Genomic DNA, 13,359 nt, shown 5'->3' with positions numbered 1-13,359 from the left:
GACGTATATACGGCGTATCTATGCTTTAGCTGTAGCATAAAAGGCCGCTGCGAATGATACTTTTTTCGCAGCAGCCTTTTTCAATGATGTTTATATTCTCAGCAGATTTTTATGGAGCGGGCATTTACCTGGTCGCTTCTTCCAGCAGGAATATTACAGATTTGTAATCCTGGCCCGTTGCCAGGTTCATACCGATCTCACAGGTCCGGTTACTGGAAATATACTGATCGAAGTGTTTGTCTTTTATTTCCGCTACTACTTCCTGTGTGGCGTCGTGTGTTAACTCGGGATGTAGGAAGCCTCTGTCTCCGGCGAAGGCACAACAGGTGGAATGTATCGGATTATATGCCGTTTCTGACACTTTCTGGGCGATTGTGAGCAGTTTCCCTGCAAGGTTGAGGTGTTGTGTCGAGCAGACCGCATGTATCACTGTGGCGCCTGTTTTCTGCTTTATTTCAAGTCTTGGCAACAGGTGGTCATGCGCCCAGGCGATAGAGTCCAGGAGTGTCATTTTCTGGTGTTTATCCAGGTTCTCCGGCGTCAGGTAATGCAGGATCTCGCTGGTAATACCGAAGGTACACGAGCTGGCGTCACAGACAACCGGGAGCCGTCCTCCGTCGCTCCAGCGCCACATGCTTTCTACTACCTGATTGGCCATGTAGGTATTGCCCTCGACATATCCTTTAGAATGCCATACGGTAGCGCAGCAGTTCCCTCCCAGGTCTTCCGGTATCCATACGGGTAATCCGGCACGATCAGAGAGTGTCACCATGGCTTCTGCCAGTGTCATTTCCTGCTTTTCCCCCCGGGATGCGCCGAATATACGGTTCACACAGGCGGTAAAATAAACCGCAGCTGCTCCTTCTTTGCTGGTAGCAGGCAGTTTTGTTTTTGCGGGATGCGGGATGTTAGGGATCCAGGCCGGCATCAGGTCTTCACTGACAACCGTTCTGGCGAGGGCGGTCAGTCCTTTGGCCGGCAGGCCGGAGAGGATCGTTTGCGTAGCGGCGTTCAGTGAGAGTGCGCCGCGCATTACTTTTTCCACTGTTCCCCAGTTTTTTGCCAGTTTGAGGGCAATCTGTTCAGCTTTACGCGTGTGTTCCATAGAGCGGAACTCTTTCATCAGTACGCCGGTATTGATATCCAGCGGACAAGCAATTTCGCAGCTGCCATCGCCGGCACAGGTTTCAATCGCACTGTATTCGTATTCCTGTAACAGGGCCGCTGTTACCGGTGAGCCTTGCGGCTGACGCAGCATTTCCCTGCGCAGCGCAATACGTTGTCTTGGGGTGGTGCTGAGGTTACGGCTTGGACATACGGGTTCGCAGTACCCACATTCAATACAACGATCTACTTCATTTTCAACTGTAGGAATGGTATGCAGGTGCTGCAGGTGAGATGCCGGATCTGCGGAGAGCAAAACGCCCGGCCCGAGTATCCCGTCAGGATCGGCCAGTCGTTTTAGTTTCCACATCAGCCCCGTCAGTTTTGGTCCCCATTCATGTTCTACGAAAGGAGCGATGTTTCGGCCTGTACCGTGTTCTGCTTTCAGGGAACCGTCATATTTTCCAACTACGAGTTCGATGACATCTCTCAGAAAGGCATCAAAACGCTGTAATTCTTCGGCAGAGTTAAAAGAAGGAGTGACCAGGAAATGCAGGTTACCAGCGGATGCATGTCCGAAGACATAGCCTTTATAACCATGCCTCGCAATCAGTAATTGCAGATCAACGGCGCCTTCTGCGAGTCTTTCGGGTGGAAAGCAGACGTCTTCCAGGATCAGGGAAGTGCCGCTTGGGCGTGTACCTCCAACGGAAGGTAATAAGCCATTCCGGACGGTCCAGAACTGGGCTGCCAGTTTCGGGTCTTTTGTGAAAGAACCTGGTTCCAGTAATGGTAAGGTCAATAGTATATCGTTTGCGGCTTGTTCAGCTACTGCTAATAGTTCTTTCGTTGCTACCCGGAATTCCACCAGCAAGCCGGTCGCATTTTCGTCGAATGCTTCCCAGCGATCGGGTACGCCAGGTTTGCCTTCCACTGCGTGTAGTGATGCCCTGTCCGATAGTTCTACTGCCATGGCGCCTGCCTTTATAAAAGGCGCTACTGCTGCGCAGGCGGAGTACATATCGGGGAAAATGAGGAAAGCAGTCAGTCTGTGCAGATCGTCCGGTACGGTGTCGAATACCACTTCTGAGATGAATCCTAAAGTACCTTCTGAACCTACCATGAGGCGACGGAAGATCTCTAACGGTGTTTTCCCATCCAGGAAAGCCCCCATATGATAACCGGTGGTGTTCTTGATGCTGAATTTTTTGACAATGCGGGCGCTGAGCGCTGCATCGGCTTCAATTTCCGCTTTTATTTCTTTCAGTCCTTCACATAATGCCGGTTCTGCACGCTGGAATTGTGCTTCTGCGTCCGGATCCGCGGTATTGATGCGGGTGCCGGATGGCAGCATAAATGACAGGGAGGAAATGGTCTTGTAGGAGTTTTGGGCAGTGCCGCAACACATCCCGCTGGAATTGTTAGCTACAACGCCACCGATGGAGGCTACGCTGCCACTGGCAGGGTCTGGTCCGAGGCGATAGCCATAAGGACGCAGTGCCAGGTTGGCGCGGAACATAATCGTGCCGGGTCTTACCCGTAATTGTTTCCCGGCTGCTTCGACAGTAGCACCCGCCCAATGTTTACGGGCATCCAGCAGGATACCGTCGCCCTGGGCCTGTCCACTTAAACTGGAGCCGGAAGCACGTATGGTAACGGGGATCTGTTTTTCCCGTGAATATTTAAATATCGCCAGCACCTGTTCTTCGGAGGTGGGCGTTACCACTACTTTCGGGATCATACGGTACGGACTTGCGTCAGTTGCATAGCGTATGAGGTCGAGTGCTTTATAGAGAACCTGCTCTTCTCCCAGTAAACCGATCATATCTTTTTTAAGCCATTGCGGCGTTCCTTCAGCGACGCTATCCGGCGCCCTGTCATGCGTTGGCTCATGTGGTAATGGTTCAATCTTCGCTGGATCCGGAGAGAGTAGTTTTTTCATATTTCATTCAGATTTGGTCATTGCATTCATCTGTAGCAGCTAATGTACTGTTTGTTTGGTATTTTTTCCAAAAAGGTTGACCGAGGGGAGAAGGGGAAGATGTATGAGCAGGTAGGTTGGTTTAATATCGGACGTTGATCTTTCGTTCAGCAACGAAGGACCAACGTCCGATATTACAGGGGCATTAATTGCCGGTTCTGTATTCTCTGGGAGAAAGTCCTGTACTTGTTTTGAAAAGTTTGGTAAAGTGGGACGGGTAGAGGAAGCCCAGTTCATAGGCGATTTCGCTGACCTGTTTTTCCGTGCCGAGTAAGAGGGATTTGGCTTTATCCACCAGTTGCAGGTGAATGTGTTCCTGTGCGGTCTTTCCTGTGTACTTGTTCAGGAGGTCAGATAAATAGCTGGTGGAGATATTTAACTGTCCGGCAAGGTATTTTACATCCGGCAGACCGCGTTCCGCCAGGTCATCCTGTGAAAAATAGTCGGCTAACAGGCTTTCAAAGCGTTGTACGATGTCGTTACTGGCTTTTCTGCGGGTATAAAATTGTCTGTCATAAAAACGTTCGCAATAGCTGAGCAGCAGTTCGATATTTTTTATGATCAGTCCTTCTGTATGTTTGTCGATATGCTGACCATATTCGCGTTTTATCTTGGCGATACAATCCTGTAGGATGATTTTTTCTTCATCAGAGATATGCAATGCTTCATTGAGATCGTAGCGGAAGAAGGTGTATTGTTGTATGGTACGTCCTAGTTCGGTACCGTGTATCAGGTCCGGGTGAAAGAACAGTGCCCAGCCTTCTTCTATAGGTATATCCGGACCGGAACGCAGCACCTGGTCAGGCGCTGTGAACATGAGCGAGCCTTCGCTGAAATCGTATGTCTGCCGTCCGTAATTAAACCAGCCCTTGAACTGTTTGCAGGAGATCGTATAAAAGGACATGCTGAAGGCGACGTCTTTATCAAAAAGCTGGTGATTGATGGCAGACAAGTCAATGATCGAGATAAGCGGATGCTGCGGTTTGCCGCAATCGTAGATGTCGTGCAGTTTGCTGATACTGTTTATCTGGATAATGTTGTCTGCCATCGTGTGAAGTTACAAATTTTACAAAGCGGGTGACTGCTTAAAGGTTATGACCGAAGAAAACTTCATTGAAGTGTTGTCTGAATGCTTCTGAACCCATGCTGAGTCTTGTGGCATAGAGCTGTTTACCATCTTCACCGGCGACATATCGTATCTGATCTTTCCCGTCAGTAGCCGCTTCGAAGACGGTTGCTGCGATGATCTCCGGAGGGGTAAGATTTTCAGGAAGCATGAGATTGCCCATTACTTTTTCTACCTTATCCAGGATGGGTTGATAGGCGTCTATTTTTTTTGCGCCATATGCCATGGAGCGACCCACATAGTCCGTCTTTACGCCGCCCGGCAGGATGGTTTTGATACCTATATTGAATTTGGAGAGTTCGAAGTACATGCTTTCGCTGAAGCCTTCCAATCCCCACTTAGCAGCGTGGTACATGGCACTGAATGGGAAGGCGGTCATACCACCCATGGAGGAAGTAGCTATAAAAAGACCGCTGCCTTGTTCTCTGAAATAGGGAATAAATGCCTGGGTGATCCTGATGACAGCAATCAGGTTTGTATTAATAAGACCGGTGATTTGTTCGTCGCTGTATGTTTCTAAGGGACCATACAGACCGTGTCCTGCGTTATTAAAAACGACGTCAATTTTAGCGCGTTTAGTAGCTTCGTTGACGCAGGTCTGAATCCGGGTGAGATCAGTTACATCCAGCGGCAGGAGGGTGACATTGTCAAGTTGAGAGAGTTCCTGTTCTTTTTCAGGAGAACGCATGGTAGCGATCACCTGCCATCCTTTGCTATGGAAAAATTTAGCGGTTGCTTTGCCTATGCCTGAGGATGCGCCTGTTATGAAGATTGTTTTCATTGTTTGAATGATTTGATGGTACAAAGATGGGGTAGGGCGGGAGAGGAAAATTATACAGATTCGGGCAATATTTATATATTTCGCGGATAAATTAGTCAGCATCAACTGTGCCTCCTGTCACGCTTATGCAAAGGTGGTTTTCGGACCTCCGATTTTCGATATGAGTGAAATGGAGGAAGAAAATTCAAGGTAATATACACCCGCTTCCGGACCGATAAGCATCATAAGCAATTCTCTTTCGAGCTGACGGAAGATGATAAAGCGACCCTGTATAAGTATATAAGAAACCAATCGAGAATAGTGTATTAGCATGAATCAACCTGGATTAGCGCACCATCAGTTTGCGTTGCTCAAAGTAGACAAGATTAAATAAAATGCATCTTTGTTGCATTTATATAAAACTTCTTTATCTTCGCGCCGGTTCAGTGCACGGGGCCAGTATCAACTAACAACTTATCCGTCAATAAATGAACATTTATAAATCTATTAGGGGGCTGCTGCTGGTGGGCCTGGCTATTGTATTGTTTTCTGCCTGTGGTAAAGAGGATCCCATTGTGGATATGGGTTATCTGCCACCTGCAACGCTTCCGGATTCCGTGACCGTTACTTATGGAACCGTGAAAACACTCAATTTGCCCGACGAATATAAAAGCCAGCCTTATGTCAATTTCAGACTTGATTTTACAGGAAATACCAACCTTAAAGTGAATACATCAGATTCTCTGCACACGCTGCTTGCGAAGGCAATTGTGGTAGACGCGAAGGAAAAACATATCAGAATAGACGCAGGGAAACTATATCCTAATAGTAACAGATCTGAGCTGACAGGTGTTCGTTTACCGGATACTTACAAGGTGCGCCTGGTAGCGGAGTCGCTGACGGGTCTGAAGCCGGTAAGGGCCGATTTTACATTAAAAGTAATGCCGGCAGCATTGGGGATTAAAGAATTATCAGCAACAGATCCGATCCCTTATGGATATTCTTTATACAGCGCGGAAGGTGCTTCCTATACGATTGATTATCTCGGATTGGATAAAGCGGGTACCAACCTGGAACTGCATCAGAACGGGTTTCCTGACGGGCATGTGACCTTACAGGGTGATAAGGTGGTGCTTGACCAGTACGCGGGTGATGAAGACCGGAAATATGAATGGACTTATGACCTGGTGGCTAATCTGCAGAAAGATGGTTACAGGGTGGCTTACAAGCAATTCCGGACAGTGATTCTGCCACAGCCAAAGTTTATATATGGGATTTATTATCCGGAGTTTGATCTGACCATCGTACAAAACCGTGTGGTGATGGGCTTGGGGAATGCGTATATGTCGCCCGCGCCTGTTTTCAATCCGGAGAAATATAAGGGTAGTTTCAGGATATTGTCCATTGCCTATGGATCTGCTCCATTTGCAGATACAGACAAGCTCTTTTCAGTGGATGCTTCGACCGGACAGGTACGGGCTGCTGCGAATAGTTCTTTATCCGCAGGGGAATACAAAATGACAGTGGAAGTGACGACTACAATCGGGATAAAACTGACTACGACATTTACGCTGGTGATGGAGTAAGCGTCACTATGCCAGATAGCACAAGTGAGGAAAGTAATATGGAGATTCTTCGCATGTGTTATCTGGTGTCTATTGGACAGTAAAATTATATGTCAATCAACTTTTCGGGAGAAAAACTCAATATGTTTTATTAAATTGGAGGGACATTAACATAAAATATGAATAAAAAAGGCTGCCTTTCACCTCCTTAGTTTTAATATTCTTCAATGTTTGGATGAAGTGATGCGCCGGCTTGCTGCCGGATGATATTCGCTACTTCAAAGTTTCATTTGTTATTAATATTAAAATATATCTTGTCCTAAGGACAAGCAGGTAAGTCTTTTATGAAAAAGTCATTTTTAGTGTTACACCTGGCGGTGATCCTCGCAGGTTTTACAGGTGTTTTTGGTAAGCTCATCTCCCTCAATGAAGGATTGTTAGTATGGTATCGGGTGTTTTTCTCCTTTGCAATCCTGTTTTTCATTCTTAGATTATTTAAAGTAAAAGCCAGTCTTTCTTTAAAAGAGAAATTAGACGTCTCTAAGATCGGGATGTTTATTGCCATACACTGGGTCTTCTTTTATGCCAGTATCAAGTATTCCAATATTTCGATAGGGGTGGTTTGTTATTCTTTAACGGGGTTCTTTACAGCTGTTTTTGAACCGCTGATCAACAGGAAGCCATTTGTGCTTTCGGCGCTGGTATTGAGCGGACTGACCTTACTGGGGATTAGCCTTATCTTTCACTTTGATACTTCTTATCAGCTGGGTATTGGGCTGGGGGTAATTTCCTCGGCCTTTGCTGCTTTGTATACCATTTATAATGAACGGCTGGTAAAGCGCTATGATAGTAAACAGATCAATTATTATCAGATGATGGGAGCGACTATCGGACTGGGATTGCTGATGCCGGTATATCTGCATTTTTTTCCTGTGTGGAGCCTGGTACCTGATCTGAAAGATACGTTATACCTGTTATTGCTGTCTTCTGTCTGCACAGTGGGTTTGTATATTTTATTCGCAGAATCATTGAAAAGACTTTCTGCTTTTACAGTGAATCTGAGTTTCAATCTGGAACCTATTTATGCGATTATACTGGCATTCCTGTTTTTTAATGAAGGGAAGGAGTTGAATATTTCTTTTTATGTGGGGCTGTTTTTTGTAATGACTTCTGTCGTGTTGCAGACTTACCTCTCTATGAGGGATCATAAATAACATTAAAAACGGCGACTCCTGCATATTGCAGGAGTCGCCGTTTTTTAGAATGCCGGTTGTAATGTTTTGACGTGTACTCTTCTCTCTGCTGGTCTGAAATACCAGGATACAATCGTCAGTGTAAGCAATAAGAGGGAGGGAAGGATCTGTGTAACAGGATCTCCCAATGTAATATGTGAAACGATGGCGCCTGACATCGCAAAGAAAAATCCCGCATAAGCCCATTCTTTCAACAAAGGAAAGCGTGGTACCAGTACCGCAATGACACCTAATAATTTCCAGATACCGAGTATTGTCATCAGGTAAACCGGATAGCCCAGGTGCGTGAAGGCATCTACTTCTGCTTTTACTTTGAGCAGTTGTACAATACCCGTAGATACCATTCCCAGTGACAGCCAGAGTGTGGCTACCCAATAGATGATTTTATTGCGCTTACTCATGATGTGAAGTTTTTAGTTTGTTTACGATTTCCTGTAATTTATTGTGTGCCATATTGATACCCTGACGGAAAGGTAACTGCATCAACTGGTCTCTGACAGCAACAGATTTGTATACTACGTGCATTGTCAATCTGCTGGTATCATCGCTCAGTTTCCGGAATTCAAGAAATTCCAGTTGTGCACCCAATGACATATTATCCATTTCAAATGTGCGTGTGATCTTTTCGTTGGGGATGAATTCATGATAGACCCCATTCGCAGTGAATACTACATTCCCTTTAGGATCTGAGGTCTGAAATTCCCAGCTGCCATACTTCTGATTTTCCAGTTTCAGCACTTTGGTATTCATCCATTGTTCAATGATTTCGGGTTCTACATATGCAGTGAAAAGCAGTTCTACGGGTAAGTCAAAATCCCTTGTAATAATGACTTCTTGTCTGCCGTCTTCGGCGTGGACTTTGGTTTTCGCTTCCATAGCGTGCTATTTTTTAGGTTTGTAGTTTTTCATGATCGCTTCTAATTTGTTAAACCTGTCATCCCATAATTGCCGGAAAGGTTCGATGAAGTCCGCAATCTCTTTTATCTTCTTAGGGTTCAGGTGATAATAGATCTCTCTGCCACTCTGTTCCTGTTCCAGTAGTTCACATTCAATCAATATCTGCAGATGTTTCGATACCGTCGGTCTTGCTGTATCGAAGTTAGCCGCTATTGCGCCTGCTGTCAGGGACTGCGAAGCCACTAATAGCAGGATGGCTCGTCTGGTAGGGTCTGCTATAGCCTGAAATACATCACGTCTTAGGTTCATTATGTAGCTATTTGACTACAAATATATGTGTAGTTATTTGGCTACGCAAATTTATTTTCTGAGAAGGAAGGAAAAGAATGGCGGATATCATTGCTACAGGTGTCTAATAAAGTGGAGAGCGCCTATACACTTGTTATCAACCTCATACTTAACCTTTAAAATCCACATTATGAAAAAGAGTCCAGCATTGCTGGTAATGAGTCTGCTGACATTCATGGCCTGCAAACAAGGTTTGCTGACGCCAGTTGAAAAACCACAGAACGCTGATAATACAGTAGGTATCAGTCAGGCGATTACCGCTGATTATATTACTGTGAGCATCAAAAATGTCAAGAGCAGCAAATTCCTGGAAGTAGCAGGAAATCCTGTGCAAAACGCTAAATTTAAAGACAACGCATTGCTGCAGCAATGGGAGACTTCCCTCTCGGGTACAGAAACAAACAGGTGGCAGAAATGGCACCTGATTTATCAGACTACAGTTAATGGTACGAGATATTATCACATCCGTAACCTGCACAGTGGTAAACTGATAGACGTTCCGTCTGCCAGCGGCACATCTGGTACGGTATTGCAGCAATATGCCGCTTTCCCCCTGTTAGCTGATCAGCAATTATGGAGCCTTACCGATATTGGTGGCGGACAATACCGCATCGTCAACAAAGGTAACAGCTTATCCTTGTCAGTAGCAGGTGGGTCTACCAGTAATGGTGCGCAGGTCATACAGGAGACAACTGCGAGTGATAATAAACAGTACTGGACGATCACTGAGATTACACCAGATACCTATCGTGACGACCAGGTCGTACGTTTCTTTAACCGTAACAGTGCCAGTCTGGGATCCGCTGCCTTTGACCAGGGCAATACGATTCCGCTGACATGGGGTGCTAACAACGGAAAAGTACTATGGGTAACACAAGACGCCTGGGATGGATCGCAGGTACAGTCCAACGGTATGTTCAACTGTGGTCATTTCTTCAGTTATAATAACTCCATATTTATACAGCCGTCGAAAACAGACTGGACTCCGAACAACGCACCTAATATGACCATTCCTAACAGTACTTCCGGTAAACCCAAACAGATCTGTAATATACAGTCGGGTACTACCTGGAGCTGGCCTGGTCCGGGTGTAGAGATCGGTGATAAAGTCTATATGCAGTGCGGTGAAGGGAATGGTCTGAATGCGACCAATCAATCCCTGTACCGGCTGACGCAGAGCGCCACTACACAATGGACTGCCGAACGTCTGATGCCGAATGGATTTAATAATTATACCGCTATCAGTTATTCTACCGGCCTGGTAAAACCAGGCGATGGATATGTATATGCTTTCGGAAGCGAAGCGACGAGTTTCGGTTATGGCAGTTATATACATGTCGCCAGATTTGCTGAAAATAATCCGCTGCAATGGCAGTATTGGAGTGGATCGGCATGGACTTCCAGTCCGGCCGCAGGCGCTGCTTCAAAGATTGCGGACGCCAGAGGTAGTAACAGTGTAGCCTATCTGAATGGCAAATATATCCTCATGACACTGGATCAGGGATTCAATTGCGATCCTGACAGAAGCGTGTATATTGCTACCTCTACTTCTCCTACAGGACCATTTACCGCACAGATCAAGGTATATACTATCCTGGAGTACTTTAAGGAGCAATACACCCGTTATTATACGCCTGTGATTCATCCGGAGTTTAACAACGGCAGAAATGAGTTGTTGCTGACGTATAGTGTCAACTTCTCTGCCTGCGGACTGGATGGTTGCGAAGGTGCATGGCTGGATCCGTATTATTACAGGCTGAAGGGGATCAGAGTGCCTTATTCGAAGATAGGGCTGTAGGGTGTATAGGGGCTCTCTTACAGTGAATTAGGAATTAACAATTAGGAATTAGGAATTGAATTAAAATGCCTCCAAAGGAATAAACAGATGTTTTAAAGGAAGCGCCTTTTTGATCTACTGACGGGTATTGCTGTACAATTCCTAATTGTTAATTCCTAATTCCTAATTTCCACTGGCGGTAACCGCCATTTCACGTGTCTAATATAAACAGGTGTCTCAACGACGATTAAACATCATTATATTTTATGCTTAGGGAAATTATGACAACGTTGTTATGCGGCGCCGGGTTAATGGCGTCTGCACAACAAAAGGATCTGGTAGCTTATGCGAATACTTTGCAGGGTACAAATTCTGAATATGCCCTTAGTCACGGGAATACTTATCCAACGACGGGTCTGCCTTTCGGTATGCACGCCTGGTCCGCACAGACCGGCAATAACGGCGATGGCTGGAAATACCAGTATAAGGCTACAACGATCCGTGGTTTTCAGCAGGTGCATCAGTGTAGTCCATGGGTAGGAGATTATGCGGTATTCAGCCTGATGCCGGTGGCAGGAACCCTGAAAGTAAACGAGGAACAACGCGCGGCCGCGTTTAGTCATAAAGATGAAACGGCCAGACCGGATTACTATAAAGTGACCTTTGAAAATAAAACAACTGCGGAAGTGACACCTACAGAGAGAGGAGCACATCTGCGTTTCTCTTTTCCGGCAAAAACACCGGCATATGTTGTACTGGATGGTTATAACGCGCTGAGTGGTGTAAAGATCTATCCGGCGGAAAGAAAGATCACCGGGTATGTGACGAACGGACGGTTTATCCCGCAAAATTTCAGGAACTATTTTGTGATCGTTTTTGATCAGCCTTTTGAAGCGGCTGGTACCTGGGAGAATGTGAAAGGACAGATTTTTGCGGATTCTCTCACCGGAGAAGGAAAGGGGATGGGCGCATTTATCCGCTTCCGTAGTGGCACAAAGGTACAGGCGAGGGTTGCTTCTTCCTATATCAGTACCGAACAGGCGGAGCTGACCTGGCAAAAGGAGCTGGCCGGGTTTAAGAACCTCGAACAGACAAGGGCAGCGGCTAATAAAACCTGGAGTACGCTTTTCAACCGGGTACTGGTGGAAGGCGGTTCCGAAGAAGATAGAGCTACTTTCTATTCCTGTCTGTTCCGCGCTAATCTGTTTTCACACCAGTTCTTCGAATATGATGCACAGGGCGCACCTCACTATTTCAGTCCTTACGATGGCAAGGTACACAATGGTTATATGTATACGGATAATGGTTTCTGGGATACTTTCCGTGCCCAGTTTCCGCTGAATACGATTCTGCATCCGACGATGGAAGGTCGTTATATGCAGGCATTACTGGATGCACAACAACAATGCGGCTGGTTCCCGGCCTGGTCTTTCCCCGGAGAGACGGGTGGTATGCTGGGTAATCATGCCATTTCCCTGTTGACGGATGCCTGGGTAAAAGGGATCCGGACATTTGATCCTAAGCAGGCACTGGACGCCTATTTCCATGAAGCCATGAATAAAGGCCCCTGGGGTGGCGCTAATGGTCGTGCGGGCTGGAAGGAGTATTATCAGCTGGGTTATGTCAGCTTTCCGGAATCACATGGCAGTACTTCCCAGACGCTGGAATATGCATATGATGATTTCTGTGCTTATCAACTGGCAAAGCTGACAGGGAATCAATTCTATCAGTATGTGTTCGGGCGTAGCCTTTACAATTATAAAAATCAGTACGACAGTACCACCGGTTTTATGCGTGGGCGTAAACTGGATGGCAGCTGGGTGGAAGATTTTAATCCCGTGAAATGGGGTGGTCCATATACAGAAGGTAATGCCTGGCATTGGCAATGGTCGGTATTTCATGATGTACAGGGGCTGATAGATCTGATGGGAGGGGAAGCCCGTTTTATTGCTAAACTGGATTCCGTTTTCAGTACCGGGAATAAGGTGGACGTCGGCTATTACGGTCAGATGATCCATGAAATGACGGAGATGGTCAATGCGGAGATGGGACAATATGCGCATGGCAATCAGCCGGTACAGCATATGATCTACCTGTATAATTATGCAGGTCAGCCGTGGAAGGCACAGGCACATGCAAGAGATGTTATGAAACGACTGTATAATGCAGGTCCGGACGGTTATCCCGGTGATGAGGACCAGGGGCAGATGTCTTCCTGGTATGTCATGAGCGCGCTGGGTTTTTATAGTGTGTGTCCGGGTACGGATGAGTATGTAATTGGTAGTCCGGTGTTCCCGAAGGTCACACTCACTTTGGAAAACGGGAAACAGTTTGTCGTAGAGGCGCGTCATAACAGTCCGGAGAATGTGTATATACATTCTGCCACCCTTAATGGCCGTCCGTATTCCCATAACTGGATCCGGCACACTGATATTACCAATGGCGGGGTGCTGGTACTGGAAATGGGAAAGGAGCCGGCGAAGGGCCGTGGACTGGAAGCAGCGGACAAACCTTATTCCATCAGCAGGCGTTGAAAATCTCCGCATCG

General features: G+C 46.4%; 10 protein-coding genes. 4 read left to right on the top strand and 6 right to left on the bottom strand.

The window, feature by feature from the left end; genetic code table 11:
* Positions 1-124: 124 nt before the first annotated feature.
* The 3 genes from CPIN_RS23990 to CPIN_RS23980 all read right to left on the bottom strand — a co-directional run bounded on the left by CPIN_RS23990 (position 125) and on the right by CPIN_RS23980 (position 4,992).
* Positions 125-3,046: an FAD-binding and (Fe-S)-binding domain-containing protein gene (locus tag CPIN_RS23990; RefSeq protein ID WP_012792439.1), complete on the bottom strand. Its 2,922-nt coding sequence runs from the start codon at positions 3,044-3,046 to the stop codon at positions 125-127.
* 184 nt (positions 3,047-3,230) lie between these two features.
* Positions 3,231-4,133 (bottom strand): helix-turn-helix domain-containing protein, encoded by a 903-nt coding sequence (locus CPIN_RS23985; protein ID WP_012792438.1) that lies wholly within the window; start codon positions 4,131-4,133, stop codon positions 3,231-3,233.
* A gap of 37 nt (positions 4,134-4,170) precedes the next feature.
* On the bottom strand, positions 4,171-4,992 hold the full coding sequence (locus tag CPIN_RS23980) for an SDR family oxidoreductase (RefSeq protein WP_012792437.1): 822 nt from the start codon (positions 4,990-4,992) through the stop codon (positions 4,171-4,173).
* Positions 4,993-5,459: 467 nt separating this feature from the next.
* On the opposite strand from CPIN_RS23980, the gene CPIN_RS23975 reads away from it, so the two are divergent.
* Together CPIN_RS23975 and CPIN_RS23970 are read left to right on the top strand one after the other, a co-directional pair.
* Positions 5,460-6,557 (top strand): hypothetical protein, encoded by a 1,098-nt coding sequence (locus tag CPIN_RS23975; protein WP_012792435.1) that lies wholly within the window; start codon positions 5,460-5,462, stop codon positions 6,555-6,557.
* Between the two features lie 323 nt (positions 6,558-6,880).
* Positions 6,881-7,750: a DMT family transporter gene (locus CPIN_RS23970; RefSeq protein ID WP_012792434.1), complete on the top strand. Its 870-nt coding sequence runs from the start codon at positions 6,881-6,883 to the stop codon at positions 7,748-7,750.
* Between the two features lie 44 nt (positions 7,751-7,794).
* Here the strand turns inward: CPIN_RS23970 and CPIN_RS23965 are convergent, their stop codons facing one another.
* From CPIN_RS23965 to CPIN_RS23955, 3 genes are read right to left on the bottom strand one after another with little or no spacing between them, the layout of a single operon-like run.
* Positions 7,795-8,190: a DoxX family protein gene (locus CPIN_RS23965; protein ID WP_012792433.1), complete on the bottom strand. Its 396-nt coding sequence runs from the start codon at positions 8,188-8,190 to the stop codon at positions 7,795-7,797.
* Positions 8,183-8,665: an SRPBCC domain-containing protein gene (locus tag CPIN_RS23960; protein ID WP_012792432.1), complete on the bottom strand. Its 483-nt coding sequence runs from the start codon at positions 8,663-8,665 to the stop codon at positions 8,183-8,185. Before CPIN_RS23960 ends, CPIN_RS23965 begins: the two co-directional genes overlap by 8 nt.
* A 6-nt stretch (positions 8,666-8,671) precedes the next feature.
* Positions 8,672-8,995: an ArsR/SmtB family transcription factor gene (locus tag CPIN_RS23955; protein ID WP_012792431.1), complete on the bottom strand. Its 324-nt coding sequence runs from the start codon at positions 8,993-8,995 to the stop codon at positions 8,672-8,674.
* A 169-nt stretch (positions 8,996-9,164) separates the two neighbouring features.
* Between CPIN_RS23955 and CPIN_RS23950 the strand changes: the two genes are divergently transcribed.
* A complete protein-coding gene (locus CPIN_RS23950; RefSeq protein ID WP_012792430.1) occupies positions 9,165-10,832 on the top strand; it encodes a DUF5005 domain-containing protein in 1,668 nt (555 codons plus the stop codon).
* 245 nt (positions 10,833-11,077) lie between these two features.
* A complete protein-coding gene (locus CPIN_RS23945; RefSeq protein ID WP_012792429.1) occupies positions 11,078-13,345 on the top strand; it encodes a GH92 family glycosyl hydrolase in 2,268 nt (755 codons plus the stop codon).
* Positions 13,346-13,359: the final 14 nt, after the last annotated feature.

This window comes from Chitinophaga pinensis DSM 2588 (assembly GCF_000024005.1).
Classification (GTDB): domain Bacteria; phylum Bacteroidota; class Bacteroidia; order Chitinophagales; family Chitinophagaceae; genus Chitinophaga; species Chitinophaga pinensis.
The sequence above is the reverse complement of the archived record's forward strand: the minus strand, read 5'-3'. Positions and strand labels throughout refer to the sequence as shown.

What these genes read in the sequence shown, in the direction of transcription:
- CPIN_RS23950 (WP_012792430.1), top strand. Translation starts at nt 9,165, where the DNA reads ATGAAAAAGAGTCCAGCATTGCTGGTAATGAGTCTGCTGACATTCATG.
- CPIN_RS23975 (WP_012792435.1), top strand. Translation starts at nt 5,460, where the DNA reads ATGAACATTTATAAATCTATTAGGGGGCTGCTGCTGGTGGGCCTGGCT.
- CPIN_RS23965 (WP_012792433.1), bottom strand. Translation starts at nt 8,190, where the DNA reads ATGAGTAAGCGCAATAAAATCATCTATTGGGTAGCCACACTCTGGCTG.
- CPIN_RS23960 (WP_012792432.1), bottom strand. Translation starts at nt 8,665, where the DNA reads ATGGAAGCGAAAACCAAAGTCCACGCCGAAGACGGCAGACAAGAAGTC.
- CPIN_RS23980 (WP_012792437.1), bottom strand. Translation starts at nt 4,992, where the DNA reads ATGAAAACAATCTTCATAACAGGCGCATCCTCAGGCATAGGCAAAGCA.
- CPIN_RS23990 (WP_012792439.1), bottom strand. Translation starts at nt 3,046, where the DNA reads ATGAAAAAACTACTCTCTCCGGATCCAGCGAAGATTGAACCATTACCA.
- CPIN_RS23970 (WP_012792434.1), top strand. Translation starts at nt 6,881, where the DNA reads ATGAAAAAGTCATTTTTAGTGTTACACCTGGCGGTGATCCTCGCAGGT.
- CPIN_RS23955 (WP_012792431.1), bottom strand. Translation starts at nt 8,995, where the DNA reads ATGAACCTAAGACGTGATGTATTTCAGGCTATAGCAGACCCTACCAGA.
- CPIN_RS23985 (WP_012792438.1), bottom strand. Translation starts at nt 4,133, where the DNA reads ATGGCAGACAACATTATCCAGATAAACAGTATCAGCAAACTGCACGAC.
- CPIN_RS23945 (WP_012792429.1), top strand. Translation starts at nt 11,078, where the DNA reads ATGCTTAGGGAAATTATGACAACGTTGTTATGCGGCGCCGGGTTAATG.